The sequence below is a fragment of the Acetobacter orleanensis genome (genome assembly GCF_001581005.1).
GTDB lineage: Bacteria > Pseudomonadota > Alphaproteobacteria > Acetobacterales > Acetobacteraceae > Acetobacter > Acetobacter orleanensis.
In genome coordinates this window covers 1-23,976 of sequence record NZ_LHZV01000036.1, presented here as the reverse complement: position 1 = coordinate 23,976, position 23,976 = coordinate 1, and the positions used below count along the sequence as shown (strand labels likewise).

Sequence of the window (23,976 nt, the reverse complement as noted above, 5' to 3'; positions counted from 1 at the left end):
GATCATGGGGCGGCGTCTTGCCCCGCGGGCGAACCGTCTCAATCAGAGGTTCCCAGATCGCCCACGTCTCATCCGTAAAAGTGCCTGTTCCGTCTCCTTCTTCCATCCCTACAATATGGGAAGAATTTCAAGATCTAACAGGCCCTAGCCCTCTTCCACCGCCGGGTTTTGCGGCGGTTGCGGACGTTCATACGGAATAAGCTGTCCGCCCGGCTGAAAGACATAGACCCTATCCGCATGGGCAATAGTGGCCGGGCGATGGGCGACCATCACGCGCGTGATGTTCATGTCCCGCAGAGCAGCGGCCACTTTATATTCAGTCAGTTCATCCAGATGGCTGGTGGCTTCATCAAGGAACAGGATTTCAGGCCGCCGGTACAGGGCACGCGCCAGAATAACGCGCTGTTTCTGGCCGCCGGACAGACCGCTCCCCATATCTCCTACCAGTGTTTCAAACCCCATAGGCATCCGCATGATGTCTTCCAGAATGGCGGCGCGCCGGGCACATTCCTGAAGCCATTCCTCATCCTGATTTTCTGCAAAACCACTGATATTATCGGCAATAGAGCCGGAAAATAGACCGTCATCCTGCAACACACCTGCAATCCGGTCCCGGTAGCCTTCCAGTGTCAGGGCGGCAATATCCGCACCATCCAGCCGGATTTCCCCTTCGTCCAGATGCATAAGGCCCATCATGGTTTTGAGCAGAGTGGTTTTCCCGCAGCCGGAGGGGCCGACAATGGCTACGGAAGACCCTGCCGGAATATCGATTGAAATATCTTTGAAAATCCACGGATCCTGCGTGCCGTAGCGTGCCGAGATATTCACGCAACTCAACGTAGCCGCCTGTGCTTCCCCGTCCGCTCGCAAGGGTACAGGTATAATCCCTTTGGCGGAGGGTTCCGGGTCAGTCATGACAATATCGGACAGGCGGTCAGTCTGCACGTTCAGCATCCGGAGTTGGAACCCGCTGCTAATCAGGCTGCCAATGCGGCTGGCAAACTGGTCCTTGTAAGACAGGAACGCGACCAGCATCCCCACACTCATATCCCCCCGCATCACGGCATCTGCGCCCAGTACCATCATGATCAGACGGTCCGCGCCAAAAATCAGGTCACCCAGCCGCCCGTAAATCAGGTCATACCGCTGCAGGCGCAGGCGGATATTGATGCTGTCCACAATCAGGTTCAGCCACGTCGTGCGCCGCCGCTCCCGCAGGCCGAGCAGTTTTACACTGGCCATGCCCCGCAGTGTTTCTATAAAATGACTTTGTTGACGCGCATCAATAACAATCTGCTCTTCTGATGCCTCCCGATAGACGCGGTAGGTAATCAGCCGCAGAAGAATATCCAGCCCGGTGGCAATCATGGCAATCATGCCCAGCCACCCGCCATAGATAAACAGCATGATCGCCATCCCAATGGCCATCAGCCCATCCATGATGGTCTGCACCATATCGGTGGTGATGGTTTTTTGAATGGTGCCCAGCGCATTGAAGCGGGAGAGAACATCTCCTACGTGCCGTTTTGAAAAATAGTCCAAGGGCAGACGGGAGAGATGGTCAAACAGGCTGGTGTTCCATTCCAGCCCCACACGGGTGCCCAGAATGAGCACGGCCCATTGGCGCACAGAGCCTATCAGCATTTGCAGCAGCAGTAGCAGCGCCAGACCAAAGGCAATGGTGATCATCAGTTCATGATCTGCCGTGACAATGACTTCATCAATCACAACCTGAGAAATCATCGGCATGACCAGAGCAATGACTTCCAGCCCTAGAGAAAGCGCAAAAAGCACCATAAGAGCAGGGCGAAGTCCAGCCACCTGACGGAACAGGTCACGCAGGCGCAGGGTTTCCCGGTCATCGTGCTTCCGAAAACTCTCGTTCGGAACAGCTTCCAGCGCGATACCGGTAAATTCGCGCGAGACCTCGCCCATGCTCAGGGTGCGTTTGCCCACGGCAGGGTCGTGAATAGTGACTTTGGTAGGCGTTACTTTTGTCAGAACGACAAAATGGTTCATGCTCCAATGCAGGATGCAAGGTAGGCGGAGATTTTGTAGGTCCTCCATATCCAGCCGCACAGCGCGGGTGGACAGGCCAACCTTGTCTGCTGTTGTTACCAGATCGCGCAGGGATACGCCTTTGACGGACACAGAATAGCGGCGGCGCAAGGTGGCAAGGTCAATATGGTTGCCGTAATGGCCCATGATCATGGCCAGACAGGCCAGACCACATTCCGATGCTTCGACCTGTAGGATAACCGGCGTGCGAGAACCCCAGCCAAATTCCAGTTGTTTCTGGCCAAGGTTCATTTCACCAACCCTCCGCTTACGGCGTAAATACTGTCTCGCATGCTGATAACAGGATCAAAAATCCATCGGTACAGTCTACGGGAATCAATGGCGATGTCAGCTTCTACTTCCATTCCGGCTTCAAGATCTTTGCGTTGCCCATAGGCCTCGACATACTGTTTGTCTGGCAGGACACGGACACGGTACACGTCCTGACTGGGGGTCTGAGACTGTGTTTTGTCTTTGGCGGTGGGCGCTGCATGCTGGCCGGTAGAATTGGTGTCGGTCGCGGTAATCGGAGCACGGGTAATTTCCCGCACATGCCCGCGCGAGAGGCCAAACCGCTGATACGGAAACGCTGCGTAACGTAGTAGAACAGGCTCACCTTCATGAATAAACCCGATGGAAGCACTGGAGACATAGAGTTCTGCTTCCAGCGTGTGGCCGGTGGGCAGGAGTGTGACAAGCGGCGTGCCTGCGGAAACCTGCTGGCCGGGGTTGGCGCGCAGAGCTGTTAAAATTCCATCATCCGGGGCCAGAATAACGTTGGTGCGGTGGCCTTCTCCTTCCGCAATCTGCTGATCAATCTGGGCAATTTGCCTGTCCAGATCGTTAAGATCATGCGCAAGCTGGCTGTCATACCGGATCAGCTTTGATGTCAGGTCTGCAATTTTTCCTTCTGTATCGGTATAGTTTTGTAGAAACTGGGCATGACTGCTGAGAAGCTGCGCATAGGTGTAAAGCTGACTCTGGAACTGTGTTTCTGTTACCAGATGTGCGGTTTCCGCACTTTGCATGCGACGCACAGCGCTTTCCACAACTGGCAGTACATGGGCATCGTTTTCCAACTGGTGCCCAATATGTTCATGCTGTTGCTGCAAATAGCGGATTTGTGTGACCATGGACTGTTTTTCAACGGGGGCATCGGCGGAGCGAATAGCCTTCTGTTTTTCAAAAAGTGCCCGCTGAGTCGTCAATTCCGCCAGAACATGCCCCTGAGTCGGGCCGGAAGAGGATGTTGCTTCAAGGTCAATAACAAAAAGGGTCTCTCCTTTTTTAACGCGCATCCCTTCTTCCGCATGCTGCTTCATGATAATGCCAGCCGCACTGGCATTGACTGTAATCAGTCCGGCAGGGGGCATCATCAACCCGGTTGCATGCACACGCCGGGTATAGACCCCGAAGATGGTGTAGAGAATGGCCAGCACAACGAGGGCAACAGTGAACCACGCTGCAATCCGGATGGAGAGGGGCTGAGAGGCCTGTACCTGCCCCAACCATGACTGCCGCCGTGCTTCAAGGGCTTCCGGCCTGAAGAGGTCAGAACTCATTGGCAGGCGGATTCCGAGCGGGCGTGGGGCGGAACAGGACAAGCGCAAAGTCTGTGCTGCGGAGGAACGCCATAAGCGTATCCTGCGTCGGTCGGGGCCATAAGAAGGGAAGCTCCAGAGATCGTTCTAAACTTACAAAGGCGTAATGCTTTAGGTGTGTTGAGAGAATATCGCTAGAGAATATTTCAAAAAAATAAAAATTTCTAAGTTTTTTGAATTAGAAGTGAAAAATATAGAAATAATTTATCGATAATTAACGAAAAATTACTGATCTATTGGTTCTGAATGCTACTTTTTTGGTCAATAGCATTTCAGGGGATATAAGCCATAAAAATAAAAATTCTCCTTAGAATATTTCACCATGCTGTTTTGAAACGACGATGGACTGCGAACTGCCTGTTCTCCGACCTTGGCAGCCAATGCGAGAACAAACAGACTCTATTGTTGTAGTTAAACAGCAGGTGCCGCCCGGAACAGTGTCTCTTACTGTAGGCAGCAGAGATAAGCATCGCGCTTACTCTTTGAAAATTATATAAGAATGCTCAGGGCCTGAGTGGGAATGTGCGCTGTATCATTCTTAAAAAATGTGAGTGTTTTTATTAATTATTTCAAATATGAATAATGAGGCAGATTGGCGTAAGAGCATAAAAAACCGGGAAAGAAAAGCTCTTATCCCGGTTTTTGAAAAACTATCAGGTTGGAAAATCAGGCTTCCAGACCACCATCTACCGGCAGTGCGGCCCCTGTAATGTATCCGGCCTGCGGGCTGGCGAGGAAGGAGACCATGCTGGCAATGTCCTGCACCGTGCCGTATTTGCCGGTTGCAACAAAACTGCTGATCAGTTTGGCAACGTCTCCTGTCGCAGGGTTCATATCTGTATCAATGGGGCCGGGTTCCACTACGTTGACGGTAATGCCTTTGGGGCCAAGGTCCCGTGCGACACCCTGCGTAAAGCCACGCAGAGCCGCTTTAGTCGCAGCATAGAGAGAAATACCGGGAAAGGGCGCGCGTGCACCAAAAGCGGAGCCGATAAAAATAAGACGACCGCCTTCCTTCATGTGTTTGACCGCTTCCATGGTTTCTACCATCACGGCACGCACATTCAGGTTCAGCACATGTTCAATCTGCTCAACACTCATTTCGCCAATCGGCCCGTAAGGATACGTGCCTGCGTTGCAGACCAGTGTATCAATGCGGCCAAATTCTTTGAGTGTTTCGGCAACACCAGCCTGATTACCGGCAACGGTTGTCCCGTCGGCCTGAATGCACAGCGCCTTGCGGCCTTGTGCCCGCACTTTGGCGGCGGTGGCTTCAGCTGCGTCTGCATTGCGGGCGTAGGTTAGCGCAATATCAAACCCGTCTTTCGCCAGAGCTTCCGCAATACCAGCGCCAATGCCGCGGCTACCGCCTGTAATGAGGGCTACACGGTGTGTCATGCTCAGAAAATCCTATTTTAAAAAGGTTGAAAGGCTCAGACCTGCTGGAGGCTGAGCATCAGGGCAATGTTCTGTAAGGCCGCACCGGAAGCGCCTTTACCGAGGTTGTCCAGACGCGCCGTCAGCACGGCCTGCCGCGTATGCGGGCTGCCATGTACACGCAGTTCCATGGTGTCACGCCCTGCGAGAGCCTCGGCGGACAGCTTTGGTTCAGTAGGCAGAACATGCACGCGGTCCTGCCCGGCATAGCGCCCCGCCAGCGCGGTGTGCAGGTCATCCCCTGTCACACCGCCATTCAGGTCATCCAGATGCAGAGGGATGGAGACAATCATGCCCTGCGCAAAATGTCCGACGGATGGCACAAAAACCGGACGACGGGTTAACCCAGCATGCAGATGGATTTCCGGCACATGCTTATGGTCCAGCCCAAGCCCGTAGAGTTCAAAAGCCGGGCCGCCATCCCGCATATGGGCTTCAATCATGGCGCGACCGCCGCCAGAATATCCGCTGATGGCGTTGATGCAGACAGGGTAGTGCGGCTCCATAATACCCGCGTCAATCAACGGGCGCAGCAGGGCAATGGCACCGGTCGGATAACAGCCGGGGTTGGAAACGCGCGGAGCACCCTGAATAGCCTCACTCTGTGCCGCAGAGAGTTCTGGAAAACCATAGATCCATCCGGCTTCTGTGCGGAACGCTGTGCTGGCGTCCAGAAGGCGGGGGGCGTTTTCCCCAAGGGTTTCAGCCATTGCAACAGCCTCGCGGGAGGCATCATCTGGCAGGCATAGCACAACCAGATCGGCCGCTTCCATGGCGTCCTTACGTGCGGCCGGGTCCTTGCGGTGGACTGGATTGATGGAGTGGAGGCGCACGGGTAAGGCAGACAGGCGGTCCCGCATACCCAGACCGGTCGTTCCGGCTTCTCCGTCAATAAAAATAACCGGCTGCTGTGTCATGCCTTCATCCTCCACCCGGATACGGGGGTTCCCTGTCTTCGTCCGGAGCCATGGTCTATGGTGCGCGGACTGTTCCGTTTCCCAGCTTCCGCATATACGGGCTAAATCCCTTGTGGCGGAAGGGGGAGAGGCAAAAAACACCGTGTCCATGCAGTGCTGGCATGCGGTGCATGAGCTTCCTGCTCCAGAGCGTCTTTCTGCCGTGCAGAGTATAGGTCTGTGGGCGCGGAAGGGGAATACAAAAAGGATTGAAGGGGGGACGTGGTCTTATGGATGCAAAAGCTACAGACGGATTGGTGCCGACACAGTCTGCAACAGCCGCGCAGACGGACGCTGCCCGTGAACTGACGCGTCTTGTCGCGCTTATGGCCCGCCTGCGTGACCCGGAACATGGCTGCCCGTGGGACCGGGAGCAGACGCATGAAACCATAGCACCCTATGCCATTGAGGAAGCCTATGAAGTTCTTGACGCCATCCAGAAACAGGACTGGCAGGCATTTCCTGATGAATTGGGAGACCTGCTGTTGCAGGTGGTCTATCAGGCCCGTCTGGCGGAAGAGGAAGGATATTTTGATTTTGCGACGGTCGCGCGACTGATTACGGAAAAAATGATCCGCCGCCACCCGCACGTTACCTTTGGACCAGACGTGCTAGGCAGCGTGCCGCTGGACGCCAGCTTGGCGAAAAATAGAGAGACTGGGACTGTGTCGGATTCCTCTCCCACGCTCTCTGATCCGCGTTCATCTGGGTACGCAGCCTCTGGGCCGTCTGCCTATACGGCCATGCCGGGGCAGTGGGAGAGGCTGAAAGAAAAAGAGCGGCAAAAATTACGGGCTCCGGGAGAACAGTCCAGTGCGCTGGCGGGGATTCCTCCGGCTTTGCCAGCGTTGCTTCGGGCCTCAAAAATTGCCTCGCGTGCGGCCCGTGTCGGGTTTGACTGGCCGGACGTGCAAGGCGTTGTGGCGAAGGTCCATGAGGAAATGGAAGAGTTTGCCGTGGAAATGCAGGCAAATGACCGCGCCAAAATGCAGGATGAGCTTGGGGACGTCTTTTTCTCACTCGCCAGTCTGGCCCGACGGCTGGATCTGGACCCGGAAGCATGCCTGAGGCAGGCCTGTGACAAGTTCACCCGGCGCTTTCAGGCAGTTGAGGCTGAACTGGCGGCAGAAGGCCGCTCCATGCTGGATGAACCCGTGGCGTACCTGGATGACGTCTGGAATCGTGTCAAAAAACGCGATGGCTGAAATCTGTCAGCGCACAGGCAAGAGCTTGCTAGAGTCAGGCGTTGATAGGCTGTCTTTCTGTATGTAATCGGAGAGTGGTTTGAGGGGTGTGACGTGCCATGCGTATTTTAGAATTTTCATAACTATGTCATGAATTTTTGTATATTTTCTTTCCAAAGAAGCCCGAGGTTTAGCCGCACCGCGCAGCGAGCTGGGTAGAGACAAGAAGGGCCGATGGCATAAAAGCCCTTGTATGGATCGACTGTCACACGAACTGGCGTAAACTTGAAAACGATGGCGATCCGCTTGTCGGGTGCCTGTTTGCAGCTCAAAAAACCAAAAAACTGGCTCCTTCGTTATGAAGGGGCCAGTTTTCATAGGCTCAAAGCAGAGCAATCAGATCAGTCTGCGGTAGGTGCTACCGGGATTGCAGCCTCAACGCCACCAGCCAGATAGTCCATCAGTCTGCGGGAGAACGCGTTGACGTCCTTCGGCGGTTCACCATTCTGGATGCTGGCAACGTCCAGCAGAATATGAGCCAGAGCGTCAACCGGCTTGCCTGCTTTTACGAGGTCCGCCAGATGGTGGACAATCGGGTGAGCCGGGTTGAGTTCCAGAACCGGGGTGACAGGAGGCAGACGCTGCCCGCTCCGCTGCATGAGCTTTTGCAGTTGCAGATCCGGGCCGCCTTCAGGGGCTGTCAGCACCATGGCGCTGTTGACCAGACGGTCGGTGGCGCGAATGTCGGAAACTGTTTCACCCAGCGCAGTTTTCAGCGCAGGCACCAGTGTCTCCATGTCGGCTTTTTCGGCATCGCTTTCTTCCGGGGCACCAAACTTTTCAAGGTCGGTCTGGCCCTGTGCCACGTTGCGCAGAGCTTTGCCTTCATACGTGCCCAGACGGTCCGGCCAGAAGGAATCTACGGCGTCAGACAGCAGCAGGACTTCCACGCCACGGGCTTTGAAGCCTTCAATTTGCGGGGATGCTGCCAGTGTTTCTGCATTATCGTCGGTCAGATAGTAAATCGCGTCCTGCTCGGGCTTCATGCGGCTGATATAAGCGTCCAGAGAGGTCAAACCATCCACAGCGCTGGACCGGAAACGGCTGAGTGCAGCGACTTCCGCGCGGTGTGCTGGGTCATCCCACATGCCTTCCTTCAGCACAGGGCCAAAATTTTCCCAGAAGCTGGCGTAGGCTTCTTCATCTTTGGAGCGGGTTTTTAGTTCCCCCATCACCTTGCCGGTCACGGCCTTGCGGATACGCGCCAGAACCGGAGTGGCCTGAAGCATTTCACGCGAGACGTTGAGCGGCAGATCTTCCGTATCCACCACACCCTGCACAAAACGCAGCCATGAGGGGAGGATATTGGCGTCATCCGTAATGAACATACGGCGGACATGCAGCCTTATCTTGCTTTCCCGTGTCTGCTCGGCAAATTCAAACGGGCGGCTTCCCGGGACAAACAGTAGAGCAGAGAATTCAATCGTGCCTTCCGCGCGCCAGTGCAGCGTGTCCCACGGTGTATCAAAATTGTGGGTGATGTGACGATAGAACGCGTTAAGCTGATCGTCCGTAATTTCGCTACGCGGCTTGCGCCACAGGGCGGTGCCCTCGTTGGCGGCTTCTTCCTTGCCGTCCTTCACAATCGTGACAGGCCAGGCAATATGGTCCGACCACTTGCGGATGATAGCTTCCAAACGCCAGCTATCAAGGAACTCGTCCGCGTCTTCCTTGATGTGCAGCGTAATGTCCGTTCCGGCTTTTTCGCGCGTGGCGGGTTCCAGCGTGTAGGAGCCTTTGCCGTCAGACGTCCAGCGCCAAGCGTCATCCGAGCCTGCGCGACGGGAGACAACATCCACTTTATCCGCCACCATAAACGCTGCGTAAAAGCCGACGCCAAACTGGCCGATCAGGTTCGGGCGGTCTTCCGGTTTTGCATCTTCCAGCTTCTGGCCAAAGGCGCGTGTGCCGGATTTGGCAATGGTGCCCAGGTTGGAGACCAGTTCTTCTTTGCTCATGCCAGCACCATCATCACTGATGGTCAGCAAGCGGGCATCTTTTTCCGGATTAATGCGGATTTTGGCATCATCCGGCAGGGCATGGGCGCCGTCAGTCAGAGCCTCAAAGCGACGGCGGTCCGTGGCGTCGGCTGAGTTGGCGACCAGTTCGCGCAGAAAAATTTCCCGCTCGGAATAGAGCGAATGCACCACAAGGTCGAGCAACCGCCCGACTTCCGCGCTAAATTCCCGTGTTTCGCTGCCCTGTGCGGGCGTGCTGCCCGTGGCTGTTTCCGTCATCTCTTTCCCCGCATTTATGCGTGACACTGCATCATGAGCGCAGCAGCCTTTGCCCACAGGCCAAAAGCCGCCACCTCCTGCATCCTTTTAGAAATGAGATGAACGGGAGAATTTTTCAATATCTCCCGAGGCAGAACATCAATGGTTTTTCAGCGATTCAGCCTTGCACTGGCCTGTGCGGAAGAAAGACCATTCCTCGCAACTGTTGCCGTCCGGCATATGGCACACACCATATTGGCCGCCAGACGCCCCTGTGCGGATTTCCAGTTTGCCGCCTGCCTTCACACAATGGACAGATGCCGGGTTAGCCATGCCGATCAGCTTTCCGCGTTGTGGCGTTGTGGCGGCAGACGTGGTGGCGACGTTACCCGTCGGAGTGCCATTTTGCGGGGCAACTCCCTGCGGCAGAGCGGCGTTGGGTGTGGCGGAACCGTTTGGCTGCTCGCTGGCTGTGGCCGGGGTGGTCTGGCAAGCGGCCAGTCCCAACAGGGCAACGCCCAGCACGGCTGTGCCTGTTAATTTTTTATGAAATGGGACGCGGGGCGTGGTCAATACTTTTGATCATAATCCTGTCTTCTCCTGAGTATGGCTCCGGTTACGCGCCAGACCAGCCCGGTGCGAGAGGCCTTGTTCCAGAGAGAAGGTCATCATTGGACAAAGGTATAAATGAGGCAATGTGCTAAATTTTCTCATGAACCGATCAAGCGAGGTGCATGATGAAAGACAGATGGGAAAGAATACAGGCGGCCTGTAGACGCTTTTTCTGGCGGCTGTCTCGCGCATCGGTGGATAATGCGCGTAAACCTCTGGCTGTATTCACCATGGTTTATAATGAACACCGTATGCTGCCTTTATGGGTCCGTTATTATGGGCAGCAAGTGGGGGCAGAAAATCTTTTTATTCTGGACCATGGGAGTGACAATCTGCCTGAACTTCCGGGTTGTCATGTTATTCCGCTGCGGCGGACTGAACTGGACGAAATTGACCGGTGCAGACAGGTTCAGGTATTTCAGAAAAAACTTCTTCGCAGCTATCAGTCCGTTCTTTTTACGGATTGTGACGAGTTTCTTGTGGCAGACCCTGCGCGCTATACGTCTTTGCGGGACTACGCGGCTCATGCACCTGCGGCCAGTGTGCGTTGTATCGGTGTGGATGTGATGGAGTGCGAACCCAACCTTCCGCCCGTCCAGTGGGATAAGCCTATTCTGCAACAACGGCCTTATGGAGCGGTCAGGATATGGTCCTGCAAAACACTCCTTTCTTCTGTGCCGCTTACATGGGAGCCGGGTTTCCATAAGTGCAAAGAGCCAGCCATGCTGGATGCAGCGTTATGGATGTTTCACCTGAAATATGCTGACCAGAGCAGTGTGCTTGAGCGTCTGGCTTGCACGCGGGGGCTGCCGTGGAGTGCTCGCGCACGCACTCTTCATCATGGAGAGTCTCATCGCATGCCAGATCAGGCGTTGCTGGATTTTATCAGAGCATTTCAGGATAGTCGGTCTGAATGCGCTCTGGACACACTTGATTTTGTCGGGATTATAAAGGCCGGAAGAGAAAGTAATCTCTGTAGAATTCCCGACCGCTTTTTAGAGGCGCTCTGAGACAGTATTTTATCCAGTCATTTCACACGAGTGCATATGTGCAATTAATTTTTCGGTCATCTGAGAAATGGCATGCTGTAGATCAAAGAAACCACTGTGCTTATCGCGTGTTTTTTCATGCATATATAAACCGCGACGCATCTCGATTTGCAGAGCGTGTAACCCCTCCCGTGGGCGACCGTAATGCTGTGTAATATAGCCGCCAGCGTATGGGATATTGCGAGAGGTCTTAAAACCCATGGATTGCAAACTCTCCTCGGCGGTTTGAACAAGCGTGCTGGCACAGCTTGCGCCATGAGCATCCCCGAGCACAAAATCCGGATTTCCGGCCTCCGGGACATCCGGCATGGAATGCAGGTCCAGAAGCAGAGTGATGTTGTGGCGCGCAAGCGTCTGGTTCAGGGCGTTAGCGAGTGCCACATGGTAGGGCATCCAGTAATCCCGGATTCGTAGAGCAGCCTCCATAAAAGGCATACGTGTTCGGTAAATCTGGCGGTTATCGGCCACAATGCGGGGCACAGAGCCTAACCCAGACAACCCCCTGTGCGTTGCGCGCACAAAAGGGGGTGCGGGCGTTTCGAACATACGCGGGTCCAGATCCCACGCGGCACGGTTAACATCGCAAAAAACTCGAGGGAAGGTCGCGTGCACAAGTATGGGGCCCAACGCGTGCGCACTGGCGGCCAGGTCTTCAACATAGCTGTCTTCTCCACTGCGCAGAATCGTCAGAGGTTGCCGGCTTTCCTGCACAAAAGCTTCAGGATAAAAGCGCCCGGAATGCGGGGAAGCCAACACCACAGCCGTTACCGGCTGGCCGGAGACCAGCACAGGCGAGGGCGCCTGCATACGGTCTGCTTCCTCTGCAATGCTGGCGGGCACTCCCGGTAAAACACGGGCCAGACCCCGGTTGATCAGGCTATGCGTAAGCTTTTTCATCAGACCATCATTGAGGGGCTTGCGCTTTGAACGCAAGCGCGATAGAACGCGGCCCACGGTCAAAGATGGGCGCATAGCTCAGCGGTAGAGCACTACCTTGACATGGTAGGGGTCACAGGTTCAATCCCTGTTGCGCCCACCATCTTTATCCGGCAGAAAACCAACGGTTTTCTGAGGCTTATGCATTGGACTGCCATCCTTTGCAGTTGAGTCTAGCACGCTATTAGCACGCAAATTGAGATTTACCATTGACCGGGCTGCCACCCGGTCAATGGCGCTTGCGACCTCTTCAATAGCCTGTCTGGCGTTGGCGAGGAAGTCCGGACGCACATGCACATAGCGGCCTGTGGTGCGAAGATTGGGCATGGCATGTCCCATGAGAGAAGCGACTTCTATCTCAGGTACGCCACGCGTGATCAGTTCTGTCGCCATAGTATGGCGAACGGTGTAGGGCACGATTTCAGGCGATAGGCCAGCCGCTTCTCTCGCAGCTCGCCATGCCCCATTAATTTTCAAGATCGGCTTGCTCTTGTAAGTCACAAGATGTCCCGAAGGCACGGTCTCAATCCATGGGCGCAAGAACGCAGGCATTGGCACACGGGGTCGCCGCTTTTTTGTGCGGGGTCGGCCGGGTGGGTTAAGGTCTATTACTCCGTGCTGTAAATCACACTGTTCACGCGTAAGTTCCAGAAGAGCTTCCGGTCGTGACGCCGTACCAATTATAAGGGCCAGAAACATGCGAAGGTGCGATGGCATATCAACATCCCATAATCGTGCCATCTCTTGAATGGTCATTATGCGTTCGCGGCCTGTACCATCAGGAGGTAATACAATGGGAATTTGACGTTCGATTTCACCATTTTTCCATGCCCAGTTTATGGCAGCAGCGGCAATACCCATAATTCGGCGCGTATATCCGGCAGAGTATCCTTGGCTACGCATATATTCAGAAATGCGCCGTTGTTCGGAAATGGTATAATCTGCAACTGTATAATTTGGTTTGAGGCAGTCTAAAACTAACTGCAAAGCACGATAGTTCGGTTGGGCGCTCCGTGTCTGTTTACTATGTTTTTTGAAGTAACGAAAAAAAATGGTTGCCATAGTTGCATCTGAATTATGCACATTGCGTTTAACTGAGTGTTCTGCCACATATTCTGCAAGTTTTATTTGTGCTTCATGAAAAACAGTTGTGCGAAGCGATGTTCGCTTCGTTTGTCTTGTTTTTGGTTCATAGTGGCAAGCACACCATGCTGGTGAATTTTTACGTCGATCGAGGAAATATTCTCCAATTCGAAATTTTTCTTCGGACATATTTCATTGCTCTTTAAATAATCAGTTAAATGATTCTCTGTGTAGCGGTAACGAGAGCGGATTTTTATATAACCAATCTTTCCCTCCACTCTTTCACGTTTTAATGTGGCTAGAGAGATTCCAAGGTAAGAAGCAGCTATTTTTTCTGTGAAAGGCTGTTTTGAAAAGTCGATAGCATGAATGGTCACTGTATCTTATCTCCGACAAGCGACCATTTAATGACAAAATTACATGATTTTGGGGATGAATATTATCCTAGAATCATGTAACAGTCTTGCCATAGCAGGCCGTCAGGTAGTTTCTGCGGTTCTGCGCGGCATTGGGTGTTGGACGCACTCAATGCCGCAAATCAGGGGGCATTCTGCCTCCTTTTTTTATGTGGTCAATATAAAATTGAAAATATTTTTTGGAAAACTTGTTCTATTTACTTGAATTTGCATTTTCAAGGAAAGAGAAAATTATTGGGTTCTGTGGTTGTTTGGGCATATATACCGGAAGTTATTTTAAAAAAGAGGTCGCAAATGAGAAGGCAAAGAAGTCTCTTCTTCCTTGGTATATTGTTGACTACGACGTTTCACAGTCAAAGTAGTTTTGCACAAGGCATCATCACTCAAGATCCGCAAGGTTTCGCACAGAAAGCAGCGCAGTTTGGCGAGCAGATTGCAAATATGGCATCGCAGCTCGAACAAGCAAAAGCTATGCTCACTTCAATGACGGGAAACGGCAATTTTCTGTCTAACCTCGCGCCCGGAATGCTCGATCAGCTCAAGGATGTTCTGCCGTCAAACTGGCAGAATGTTTACGATGATGCGATGGGGGCAGGATCTTCTTTGGCTAGTTCGGCCAACCAGATCAACTCAACCTTTTCCAACAAGCTAGGGAGTATGGATAAGTTGCAAGCCCTGCAATACGTCATGATGCAGTCCCGTAATCAGGGTGGTTATGACAGGGCTATGGCGCAGCAGGCTTATAATGGCATCAATCAGACGTGGGAAAACCTAAGGAAGATCTCCGGAGAAATTGATTCTGTCGGTACAGAGAAAGAGTCTCTCGATCTGCAAAATAGGCTGCAAGCCGCTTCTGGTCAGGTGCAGACACAGGTTGCACAAGTCCAGCTCATGCAGATGCTACAAAATGCTCAAACCAAGCTTTTAGAAGCTCAGAAAGAGCAAGCTGCTACCCAGTATGCGCTTGGGGAAGATGATGAAGTCGTTCCTGCCTTTAATCCGGGTGGAGGAGCAGAATAATGCAGGTCTTTAGTCCTATCTTCCATTACATTGATGGGGTTACGACAGATTTTGTCGCGAACAATATCTCAACGGTCATTATTGGTGTTACGCCAGCGGTCGCAGCGGCAATGAGTTGTGTGCTTGCCATTGAAGGCGTCATGACTATGCTAAACCCTAGCGGAGAGCCTTTATCTGCCTTAATGCAAAAATTTTTGCGATGGGGAATTATTCTCTCCGTCGCATCTGCTGGTGGCATGTACCAACACGAAATTGCGGCAGTTATTTTGAAGGTGCCGGACGATTTTGCGAACCTGCTAATTCTATCAAACTCGACCGATCAAGCTGGGGCGACAGCTTCAACAGCGTTAGACACGGCTCTGACCGAAGGTTGGAAGGCCACCAAAACGGCTTTTAAAGCCGCTGGAGTGATGAGTGGGGGAGGGCTGGCGGCATTGGCTGAAGCGATCTGCCTAGCCATCACTACGGTCTTCCTGTGTGCCGGGAGCGCCTCTTCCATACTTTTCGCCAAGATCATGCTGGCAATCTGTGTGTGTCTTGGGCCTATTGCTATCTTCTGTCTGCTTTTTAAAGCAACATCCGGGATTTTTGGCCGCTGGACAGGTGTCTGCCTCAATTATGGGCTGGTTACAGTCATGCTTTCTGCCACTTTTGGACTGTTTGAGCATCTCTTTAAAATGGCAATTGATCGTGCTCAAACGCCCGGAGACGGAAGCCTTTTAGCGCCTACTCTCACATGTGGGATTATTGCAGTCATAACGTTACAGGTGATTAAGCAGATCCCTGGCGTAGCAGCGCGTCTTGGCGATGGAATTCAGCTTGCTGCGCCATCTCTCATGGAAGGTTTAAAATCAGCTTCGTCTGGCCTTGGAATGACAGGACGCGGAGCCAATACAAAGGCCGTTGCAGAACTTACTCAGGCAATCAAAGGAGCAGCAGGTGGTCCTGCCGGTATGGTGGCATCAAACGCTGCCAATGTTGCGCGTGGTCTGGCGCGAGGGAGTTCCCGATGATGAGAGCAGTTAGGACTATGGCCATGTTTGTAACGTGGCCAGTTTTGGTGTTGCTTGTCGCCAGTGTATTTGTACCGGTCGTGATGCTCACAAGGTTGGTCAAGGGATATGAGTTTTATCTCAGTGTAAGCGTATTATTTTTTGTGCTATTTTCGATTATAGATAATAAAAACATTATCAAGAACGTAAATGAGTGGATATTGAAGAAAATAAAATTAATATCATTTATAATTTTATTCTTTGTAATGATCCCATACTTTCGCTCTGATATTGTATCGGCAATGTTCTGTATGATTTTGTTTGTCGTATCTTTTGCGACGCTGAACAGAAAATCTGAAATTAAACCTATGGGTTTGTGAACAATCCTGCGGAACAGGGATAGTCTATCAAGACTATCCCTTTTGTTTACAAATCCACAGGCACATCATCATTTTTATTTTTTCTTATTTAAGTAGCGCATATGACGATTAAAGGTGGCTTCATCCAAAAGAACGCGCGCACGTTCGCAAATAAACCAGAGCACAATTGAGGCAACGACTAGGCCACCAGTTACCTCAACAGTCCACGCTTCTTTCCAACCATCATGGATTTCTGCAAAGGTGAAGATTGCAGTCCAGAGGAGGAAAAAGAGTCCGGCTGGAGCAATCGCGGGAAATAATAGGGCACCGATTAGAATGAAAAGCCCACGGAGCCACCGTAGGGGCAACAGTAAGCATGCAAGGCAGGCACGGCCCAGAAGACGCAATCCACGTTTAAGGAGAGCCTTTTGAGTTGCGTTCCTGTGATGTGTTGCCGAAGTCTGATCAGGTTTAAATTTGATAATTTCTGCCATTTTTACACATACCTTCTATCAATATCTGTCATCTTTCGAACGAACTGATTTTCTGTATCGTCACGCATAACGTAACCATAACGTAACGCGTAGTGAGACGGGGCAATTACCACCCCTTTGGCAGCGTAATGGCTATCAGTTTCCTTCCAGCAGGAGGATAAAAGCGGGGCAGATACCACCCGTTTTCATTAGGCCTCTTAGGAAGGCTATCGGTTTATGCGTCCGGGTTTTGGGAGATATTTTTCGAGGTTAGGGATTGGGGCGCGGCTGGCTTCCGTGAGGGCGAGCTTTTTCTCTTCAGCCGTTTGGGGTTGGTCTTTTGTGATTTGCGTCTTTCTTGGCATAGAGGGTTGTTCAGGTTCTGAAGATTGTTTTTGTGTTTGCTCTACCATGTGCGACTCAGCCTCTGCTTCGGTCACATTAGGAAAAATTTTTGATTGTGCAATCCAGTTACCATTTTCCCGCCGTTCTTTCCGTATAACTGACAAAGCTGTTTTGAAGGTCAGGTGGTTGATCTTTAGACCCGTCTCATGCTCGAGCAATTCTACCACTCCGGTAATCGTGTAACCACCACGGAGCATTTCTTCGATCCGTGAAAGCTCGGTTCGGACGATGCCGCGTAGCTTGGTCCTTTTCGGGCCGGTATAGGTCATTTTTTCCCCTGTATGCTGGTTGATTGAATCCTATCGCGCTTTTTTCAGGGTACAAGTTTTTTTAGCTACTTTTTCACAACCTTTTCGTGACATAATAAAAAAACATTGTGTTTTCTGTTATCTTTTCGCTTCTTTTAGATGAGTTGGTGTTTTGTTGCGTTACTTTTCCGCTATTCTTCCGTTATGGGTCGCTTTGCTCCGAAAGAAGGACGATTTTTCACCCTTAAAAAGGTTCGTGCGAGGGTTTTTCTATTATCGAAGAGAGGTTTTTTACCCTTAATTTTGGCCTATACACAAAACGCAGTCCGTTGGACTGATTAAGTTATTGAAATAACTTCGTTTTTTCGCACCGCAAAAAAAATCTGTATATTTGTTTGTATAACATGGCACAAATGAATGGCTGTTTTCAGCGGGCTATTGGCATTTTTTTGTATAATTGGGTGTATATTTTGGTTCAGCAATGTGATGCTAAAATTCTTATTCGTGTTTCCGAAGAGGAAAAACGCATGATCCGCGAGCTTTCAGGGGGCAATATGTCCGCTTGGGTGCGAGAGGCTGCTTTGTCCAGAATGGCAAGTGAGCGGCATGTTGAATTGATGCTGGATCGACAATCTGGAACTGAACGACAGCTCGCAGACATAAAAAAAATGCTTATGGATGGGATCAAAACGCGGAGCAACGAGACTGGATCTAGTGAGAGCGAACCGTTGCCCGTTGAGCTGGTTTCGTGTGTTTTTGAATCCTTGTATCTCCTGCGACTAGTCGTACAGAAGACTCAGCGCGACCAAGCAAAGTCAGCTATCGAACGCTTGGGGCTTCCATATATCTACAATGAAGCGATCAAAGATGTAGCAGCTAAAGCCAAATAAGCGCGTTTGTTTTTCGAGAGTTTTTGCATGTTTTGAGGTATACAAGCTTATATTCTCACCCACAAAAGAGAGTGGTCAATGCTCAGGGGAGGGCAAGATCGTGGATAGACCAGAAGTGGTTAGGCCAATTTTAGAGCGGTTGGATTATATGGAAAAATCCGACAGGCACCGCTTTGTGCTGTTAGAAATCAGCCTCATTGGGACAGGTCTCACGTGCATGATTGCAGGTGTCATCAGCTTTTTCAGCTAAGCAAATATCTCGGCCAAGATCCGTATGAGCTGGAATGAGGGCGGGGCAGTTACCACCCCTTTGTAACTGCCATAGGGGGTATTTTCTTGTGAACGACTTCTGATGCCGTTTATTTTCCAGTTGGTAGAACACCTCCACCAGAACATTCACACAGCCTATTCCTTAGCCATTTATAGCTAATTTGAAGGGTCTGAAGGTCTGGGCGAGTGGAGCTAGTGCGGCGTAGTTTGCAAAGCGCCAGACAAGTCGCTTTTTGTGTCACGCTATGTAACTCATATTGTGAGTAAATCTTTCAGATAGATAATGGTTACACATCGCACAGGAAAATGGGTTGGAGTCTGCTTTCTAATTCGGACAGCAGAGTCAGGTTTTTACAGACGGCCCTCTCCATGTCTTTTGGCATTAGAATGAAGGTTAGCCTTTTTCCGTAAAGGATCTTGCACCTGTGAGGATTGGTTAAATGAGTGGAGGAATGTCTTTTGGGAATCACGGCGAGCTACATTGGGGATATGGCTCTTTTGAGTTTGCTAGAAAAACATGGCTCATTAGAGTTGCTATTTTCATAATGAGCTATAGCCAAAAATCATGGCTCTTTTGAGTATACCCTAATGAGCCAGGCAAATATCAACCAACAGAGAGGCGAAGTCATTCATCCAAAAATTGCCCGTATTTATCTCCGCGTCAGCACTGATGAACAGGATTTACGAAGACAGGAGCGGGTAATTGAAGACGCCCGTGCGGCTGGATGTTATGTGGCAGCAGTTTATAGAGAAAAGGCATCGGGCGCACGCTCCGACCGCCCAGAACTGATGCGGATGATCGCAGATCTCCAACCGGGAGAGTTAGTGATTGCCGAAAAAATGGACCGGATCAGTCGCTTGCCATTGGGTGAAGCAGATAGATTGGTTCAGACAATCCGGCAGCGTGGGGCGAAGCTTGCCGTTCCCGGACTGGTGGATCTGTCTGAGGTTCTTGCAGAAGCTGAAGGCGTAACTCGTGTGGTCCTGGAAGCCATGCAGGAAATGCTTTTGCGGCTCTCTCTGCAAATGGCGCGAGAAGACTACGAAGACAGACGAGAGCGCCAAAAACAAGGTATTGAGCAGGCAAAAGCCTCAGGAAGATACAGAGGACGAAAACCAAATCATAAAGTTCACGAACGGATAGTGGCACTCCGACAAGGCGGCACAAGTATTTTAGAAACAGCCCGCTTGGTAGGTTGCAGCCCAAGTCATGTCAAAAAGGTTTGGCTACACTATACGAGTACAATGGTCGCCGATGGTGCTTAAAGTCTCCTATCCCTGAAATCCCTCCCAAAGCCCGCCTTGCTTCACGATGGCGGCAATAACAGCACGCAACAGCGAGTTATCATTCAGCAACTGTTTGCCCATTTTTTCATGAGCTTCCATAAGCTCAATGGTCGCGTTCAGCCCTTCTTCCTGAAGGTCAGGTGAGTTAGCGAACTGATCCTTTGTGTTAGCCTTTGCCTGTTCACGCAATTTTTCTGATTCTGCTAGCTTGGTTTCAAGCCCAGTGACAAAGGCCACTTTGTCACCATCTGTCAGATCGCCCTCGAACAGATCATTGATTGCCTCAATGATGCGGGAAAGCTGCACCTTCACTTTGTCTTGCGGTTGCCCCGAACCGGCTTCCTTTATCGGCTCCAGCCCATCACCGGCTTCGTTCTTCAGTCCAAGCTTCTGCTTACCAAGATCTTTCATACGGTGATGCGTCAAACGCAAAGTTGTCGTGTCAATGGTCTCACGCTCACGGTCGAACTTCAGTAACGGCCACAGCATCTTTGCAAACAGGTATAGCTTTTCATAATCTGGATTGCCATAATTTAGCATCTGACTGAAAAACTCGTACATCCGCACGTAAGATGCTAGATCACTCCGGAACTGGGCCAGTCCGTCAATCCGCTCCTTCGCTTCCTTCCATTCCTGTGAGCCTTCCGGTTCGTCCTGAATGATTTTCCGTGCGTCGCGATAGCGGCCCAGCACACGGGAACTGACCGGCACAATGGCCGCGTCAAGCTGCTGCTGTGACGCTTTCGGGTTTGTGAGGATATGAGCCACCCGATCCACTTCAGGCTGATCATATAGCCCGGCATCATCCAGCTTGTGGCGCAGGTTCACCACGCAGTTCGGGTCACTGAGGTCCGCCAGCTCGGCCTTCGTGTAATATTGCTGGAACGCCTTGAGGATGTCTTCGGGATCGTTCTCGAAGTCAACAACGAAAGTCATGTCCTTGCCCGGATAGCAACGGTTTAAGCGTGAAAGCGTCTGGACGGCCTGAATCCCGCCGAGCTTACGATCCACATACATGCCGCATAGCAAAGGCTGATCAAAACCCGTCTGGAACTTGTTCGCCACGATCAGAATCCGCCACGGATCTTCGGCAAAGACTTCCCTCAGGTCGCGCCCTTTGAGTGCCGGGTTGATATTGCTTTCCGTAAAGGGCTCCGGACCACTTTCCGGGTCATTCACTTCACCCGAGAATGCTGCGAGAAGCCCGAAGGGATAATGCTTTTCCTTCACATAGCGATCCATAGCCAGTTTCCAGCGCACGGCCTCCTTGCGGCTGGCCGTCACGACCATAGCGCGTGCCTTGCCGTCAAGGAGAGGCTGCACATTTTGGCGGAAATGCTCCACCACAATCTGCACGCGCGCGGCGATGTTGGTGGGATGCAGGCGTACCCACTTCATCAGTGCTTTCTTTGCCTCCGAAGCCTCGACTTCTGTGTCATCCAGAATCTGCCCGTTCTGGCTCAGGCGAAATGCCTGTTTCCAGGACACATAATTCTGCAACACATCGAGGATAAAGCCTTCTTCGATAGCCTGCCGCATGGAATAGACATGGAACGCCTCAGGCTTATTGTCCTTGCTCTTGGGCTGATCCGGATGCGGCAAGCGCCCGAACAGTTCCAGCGTTTTGGCCTTTGGCGTAGCCGTGAACGCAATGAAGGAAATGCCAGCGTCTGCTGCCGTCCTCTGCGCCATTTCCGCCGCCAGCAGGTCTTCCGTGCTGATCTCCCCACCGTCCGCAAGCTCCGCCAGTTCACCGGCGGAAAGAGCAGCCTTGAGTTTACTGGCCGAAGTGCCGGTCTGGGAGGAATGAGCCTCATCAGCAATCACGACGAAATGCTTGCCGTCGGCTGCCGCAAGCTTACGGATTTCTTCCAGAGCGAACGGAAAGGTCTGAATCGTGCAGATAATGATTTTCTTGCCGGTATGCAGGGCCGTCGCAAGTTCCTGGCTCTTGCTGCCCCCGTTGCCAGAGATCGACGCTACTACCCCACGCGTGCGCTCGAAGCTCTCAATGGTTTCCGAAAGCTGCCGATCCAGAACCGTGCGGTCTGACACCACAATGACAGTATCGAACAGCTTGTGGTTATGAGCGTCATGTAGGTCGGACAGAAAATGTGCCGTCCACGCGATGGAGTTCGTCTTGCCCGACCCGGCAGAGTGCTGGATTAGGTAACGTTGCCCCGGCCCTTTCTCCAGAATGGTGGAGACCAGCAGCCGTGTAGCGGCAAGCTGATGATAGCGCGGAAAGATCCAGCCCGAGATCTTCCCTTTTTTCTTCACCGGAATGACGTAGCGGCCCAGAATATCCAGCCATGAGTCCGGCTGCCAGACTTCCTGCCAGAGATACGCCGTAGTGCCGGGATTGCCCGCACCGCCAGCGTTCCCCTGATTGAACGGCAGGAAGCGGCTGTGCGCGCCATCCAGATGCGTGCACATCATCACATCGCTGTTGCTGACAGCAAAATGCACGACCGCACCGCCAGGCACCGAAAGCAGCGGCTCCGCAGGCTTGCCCGGCGGCTTCGGTAGTCGATCGGAGCAATACTGCTCCACCGCGTCCTGAACTGACTGTATGTAGTTTGATTTCAGTTCGGCGGTCGCAACCGGAACGCCGTTCAGAAATAGCACCAGATCCAGCTCATTGCCGTTACTGGCCGAATAACGCACCTGTCGAACAACGCGCAGGCGATTGACGTCATAACGATGTTGCAAATGCGGATTCATCGTCAGCGCTGGACGGAACTGGCAGATCTTCAGCGTCTTTGTCAGCCCGATAATGTCCAACCCGTCCCGCAGAACAACCAGCGCGCCCCGTGTGTTCAGCGCATCCCGCACCCGCTGGCACAATACAGTCCCCGCCGAGCCGCCGTGCATTTTTTCCAGCGTCTCCCACGCCTCGGGTTCGCATTCACGCACCCATGCCAGCAGATCTTCAGGGAACAGTGCGAGCCCCACGTCATATCGGGCCGCCGAACTGTCTTCGTAAACCCAGCCGGAACGACCGAGATAATCGCAGATTTCAGATTCAAGATGATGCTCTTTGTGAAGGTCGGTCATTCAGCTGCATCCTCTGTGGGAAGAGCATCAAGCTGACGATTTTCCCATTCTTTATAAGTGATCCCAGAGTGGACCTGATGCCACTTGTCCGGGCCATTCGCAGGGCGTCCATAGATGATTGATGCAGCCGCACTTGGGCTGGAAAAAGCATAATCTTTCACAAATACAGCGGATTGACCCTCACAGCGTATAACGCCGCCTCTCTCAAGTTCATCGCGTAATGGATGATAGCTTGTTCCTTCCTTCCCTTGCCAACACGGGTAGAGACGAGAACCGGTGAGAACGATAAATTCGCCATCCTGTAAAACAGCATGCGCCTCTATTTCATATTTCGGATATTTGAGAGTGAATTCTGGCTCTAAATCTGAGCTTCGTTCATTTACCCATGCAGTTTGTCTGGTGACAGCAGAAGTCGTTGATCCTGCCGGGCGGCTCCGCTGGATAAACATGTCCACCCGAATAGCTGGTAGCACCACCATCAGACTGGCAAGAAACGCCTCCATCTTGGCAATATCTGCTTCTGTCAGACCCGGCAGCTTCGGGGCATTGCCGTTGTGTAGTGGCGTGTGCCCGATCTCCCGCGCCATGACGATAAGCCGCGCCTCAAGATATTTCACATGCGCCTTGTTCAGCCGGTTCGCGCTGGCGGAGACCAGAACGGCGGTTTCCCACCAGTCCTTGTCACTCGCCGCCGCGTGCTGCTTCAACCTGACACCAAGATCCTCGGCTTCCCCGATATAGGCGAAGTCTTCTCCTTCTTTCTCACCAAGCAGTAGGTAAACCCCGGCGTAACCAGCTTCCTCCCGTTTGAGTGCCTCCGTCAGGCGCGTGCGAGGCGTGACGAAGACATGCCCTGTCCAGTTGAAGAGTTCAGCGGTGATCATGCCGTCCGGATGACCGTCGATATAGAAAAGCTCCAGAGAGCGGCCTTTGGTATCGATCATGCTGCGAGGGCCTTGCTCTGGGCGCGAACGTCGATTTTGCCGGTGACAGCGGCGGAGATGAGAGCAGCGCGGCGTTCTTTGAGCAGGGTAATAGCGTTAGTCGCTGTTAAAATAAGGCTTTCAAATTTGGTAATCGCTCTAGCTAGGTATGTAACAATTTCATCTTGAATTTTGCGAGAAGGAAGGCAAATGGGAAAAGATGCGATTTGCGAAGGACTGATATGAGGAACGCTAACTCCTGTCATTTCCGGAGCAAGAAAATGCATAAAATTTGGCAATGAATATTGGTACATTAGAAAAGAACTATTTAAATATTTGTTTAATCGCAATAACCCCACCCGCTGTAAAAGCAAGCACGGTAAGTCTTTCTTATATATCTTTGAAATTCTTAGAGCCTGTTTGGAAATTCGCTGAAGTGTGATT

The 23,976-nt window shown here is 52.1% G+C and carries 20 protein-coding genes, 1 tRNA gene and 1 pseudogene; 8 read left to right on the top strand and 14 right to left on the bottom strand.

The window, feature by feature from the left end; all coding sequences use genetic code 11:
• Positions 1 to 144: 144 nt before the first annotated feature.
• The 4 genes from AD949_RS01215 to argC all read right to left on the bottom strand — a co-directional run bounded on the left by AD949_RS01215 (position 145) and on the right by argC (position 6,013).
• Positions 145 to 2,310, bottom strand: a complete 2,166-nt coding sequence (locus AD949_RS01215) for a peptidase domain-containing ABC transporter (RefSeq protein WP_048836480.1) — start codon at positions 2,308 to 2,310, stop codon at positions 145 to 147.
• A complete protein-coding gene (locus AD949_RS01210; RefSeq protein ID WP_048836481.1) occupies positions 2,307 to 3,620 on the bottom strand; it encodes an HlyD family secretion protein in 1,314 nt (437 codons plus the stop codon). Before AD949_RS01210 ends, AD949_RS01215 begins: the two co-directional genes overlap by 4 nt.
• A gap of 705 nt (positions 3,621 to 4,325) precedes the next feature.
• Positions 4,326 to 5,057 (bottom strand): SDR family NAD(P)-dependent oxidoreductase, encoded by a 732-nt coding sequence (locus AD949_RS01205; RefSeq protein WP_048836482.1) that lies wholly within the window; start codon positions 5,055 to 5,057, stop codon positions 4,326 to 4,328.
• A gap of 35 nt (positions 5,058 to 5,092) precedes the next feature.
• Positions 5,093 to 6,013: an N-acetyl-gamma-glutamyl-phosphate reductase gene (gene argC / locus AD949_RS01200; protein WP_048836495.1), complete on the bottom strand. Its 921-nt coding sequence runs from the start codon at positions 6,011 to 6,013 to the stop codon at positions 5,093 to 5,095.
• Positions 6,014 to 6,378: 365 nt separating this feature from the next.
• Here argC and mazG point away from each other — a divergent pair, with 365 nt between their 5' ends.
• Positions 6,379 to 7,257 (top strand): nucleoside triphosphate pyrophosphohydrolase, encoded by an 879-nt coding sequence (gene mazG / locus AD949_RS01195; RefSeq protein ID WP_048836496.1) that lies wholly within the window; start codon positions 6,379 to 6,381, stop codon positions 7,255 to 7,257.
• Positions 7,258 to 7,637: 380 nt separating this feature from the next.
• Here the strand turns inward: mazG and htpG are convergent, their stop codons facing one another.
• Together htpG and AD949_RS14395 are read right to left on the bottom strand one after the other, a co-directional pair.
• Positions 7,638 to 9,533, bottom strand: coding sequence for a molecular chaperone HtpG (gene htpG / locus AD949_RS01190; RefSeq protein ID WP_048836497.1), 1,896 nt, complete (start codon positions 9,531 to 9,533; stop codon positions 7,638 to 7,640).
• Positions 9,534 to 9,671: 138 nt separating this feature from the next.
• Entirely contained in the window at positions 9,672 to 10,037 is a 366-nt protein-coding gene (locus AD949_RS14395; protein WP_248845772.1) for a putative hemolysin, read from the bottom strand.
• Positions 10,038 to 10,246: 209 nt separating this feature from the next.
• On the opposite strand from AD949_RS14395, the gene AD949_RS01180 reads away from it, so the two are divergent.
• The gene (locus AD949_RS01180; RefSeq protein WP_048836483.1) at positions 10,247 to 11,134 is read left to right on the top strand and encodes a glycosyltransferase family 2 protein; all 888 of its coding nucleotides are present in this window, start codon (positions 10,247 to 10,249) and stop codon (positions 11,132 to 11,134) included.
• Positions 11,135 to 11,143: 9 nt separating this feature from the next.
• Here the strand turns inward: AD949_RS01180 and AD949_RS01175 are convergent, their stop codons facing one another.
• Positions 11,144 to 12,070 carry an N-formylglutamate amidohydrolase gene (locus AD949_RS01175; RefSeq protein WP_048836499.1) on the bottom strand — a complete coding sequence of 309 codons (927 nt, stop codon included), beginning with the start codon at positions 12,068 to 12,070 and terminating at the stop codon, positions 11,144 to 11,146.
• Positions 12,071 to 12,137: 67 nt separating this feature from the next.
• Between AD949_RS01175 and AD949_RS01170 the strand changes: the two genes are divergently transcribed.
• A tRNA-Val gene (locus AD949_RS01170) sits at positions 12,138 to 12,212 on the top strand.
• Here the strand turns inward: AD949_RS01170 and AD949_RS13555 are convergent.
• Complete coding sequence (locus AD949_RS13555) at positions 12,191 to 13,381, bottom strand: tyrosine-type recombinase/integrase (RefSeq protein ID WP_082064820.1); 1,191 nt, start codon at positions 13,379 to 13,381, stop codon at positions 12,191 to 12,193. The genes AD949_RS01170 and AD949_RS13555 overlap by 22 nt on opposite strands.
• A 17-nt stretch (positions 13,382 to 13,398) precedes the next feature.
• Positions 13,399 to 13,569: pseudogene (locus tag AD949_RS14700) on the bottom strand (hypothetical protein); the annotation flags it as partial.
• 138 nt (positions 13,570 to 13,707) lie between these two features.
• Here AD949_RS14700 and AD949_RS01160 point away from each other — a divergent pair.
• The 3 genes from AD949_RS01160 to AD949_RS01150 are packed head-to-tail and all read left to right on the top strand — an operon-like array spanning position 13,708 to position 16,000.
• A complete protein-coding gene (locus tag AD949_RS01160; RefSeq protein WP_141325479.1) occupies positions 13,708 to 14,628 on the top strand; it encodes a type IV secretion system protein in 921 nt (306 codons plus the stop codon).
• Positions 14,628 to 15,641, top strand: a complete 1,014-nt coding sequence (locus AD949_RS01155; protein ID WP_048836486.1) for a type IV secretion system protein — start codon at positions 14,628 to 14,630, stop codon at positions 15,639 to 15,641. The genes AD949_RS01160 and AD949_RS01155 overlap by 1 nt, the downstream gene beginning before the upstream one ends.
• Complete coding sequence (locus AD949_RS01150) at positions 15,638 to 16,000, top strand: hypothetical protein (protein ID WP_048836487.1); 363 nt, start codon at positions 15,638 to 15,640, stop codon at positions 15,998 to 16,000. Before AD949_RS01155 ends, AD949_RS01150 begins: the two co-directional genes overlap by 4 nt.
• Before the next feature lie 74 nt (positions 16,001 to 16,074).
• Here the strand turns inward: AD949_RS01150 and AD949_RS01145 are convergent, their stop codons facing one another.
• Positions 16,075 to 16,473 carry a hypothetical protein gene (locus AD949_RS01145; protein ID WP_048836488.1) on the bottom strand — a complete coding sequence of 133 codons (399 nt, stop codon included), beginning with the start codon at positions 16,471 to 16,473 and terminating at the stop codon, positions 16,075 to 16,077.
• A 206-nt stretch (positions 16,474 to 16,679) separates the two neighbouring features.
• Positions 16,680 to 17,126, bottom strand: coding sequence for a hypothetical protein (locus AD949_RS01140; RefSeq protein ID WP_048836489.1), 447 nt, complete (start codon positions 17,124 to 17,126; stop codon positions 16,680 to 16,682).
• 383 nt (positions 17,127 to 17,509) lie between these two features.
• Between AD949_RS01140 and AD949_RS01135 the strand changes: the two genes are divergently transcribed.
• Both AD949_RS01135 and AD949_RS01130 read left to right on the top strand, forming a co-directional pair.
• A complete protein-coding gene (locus AD949_RS01135) occupies positions 17,510 to 17,995 on the top strand; it encodes a hypothetical protein (protein WP_048836490.1) in 486 nt (161 codons plus the stop codon).
• Positions 17,996 to 18,853: 858 nt separating this feature from the next.
• Positions 18,854 to 19,531 carry a recombinase family protein gene (locus AD949_RS01130; RefSeq protein WP_048836491.1) on the top strand — a complete coding sequence of 226 codons (678 nt, stop codon included), beginning with the start codon at positions 18,854 to 18,856 and terminating at the stop codon, positions 19,529 to 19,531.
• 6 nt (positions 19,532 to 19,537) lie between these two features.
• On the opposite strand, the gene AD949_RS01125 is transcribed toward AD949_RS01130, so the two are convergent.
• The 3 genes from AD949_RS01125 to AD949_RS01115 all read right to left on the bottom strand — a co-directional run.
• A complete protein-coding gene (locus AD949_RS01125; protein ID WP_048836492.1) occupies positions 19,538 to 22,609 on the bottom strand; it encodes a type I restriction endonuclease subunit R in 3,072 nt (1,023 codons plus the stop codon).
• Positions 22,606 to 23,553: a GIY-YIG nuclease family protein gene (locus tag AD949_RS01120; protein WP_048836493.1), complete on the bottom strand. Its 948-nt coding sequence runs from the start codon at positions 23,551 to 23,553 to the stop codon at positions 22,606 to 22,608. Before AD949_RS01120 ends, AD949_RS01125 begins: the two co-directional genes overlap by 4 nt.
• Positions 23,550 to 23,976 (bottom strand): restriction endonuclease subunit S (locus AD949_RS01115; RefSeq protein ID WP_211259972.1); only part of this gene is annotated, 427 nt, incomplete at its 5' end. The genes AD949_RS01115 and AD949_RS01120, both read right to left, overlap by 4 nt.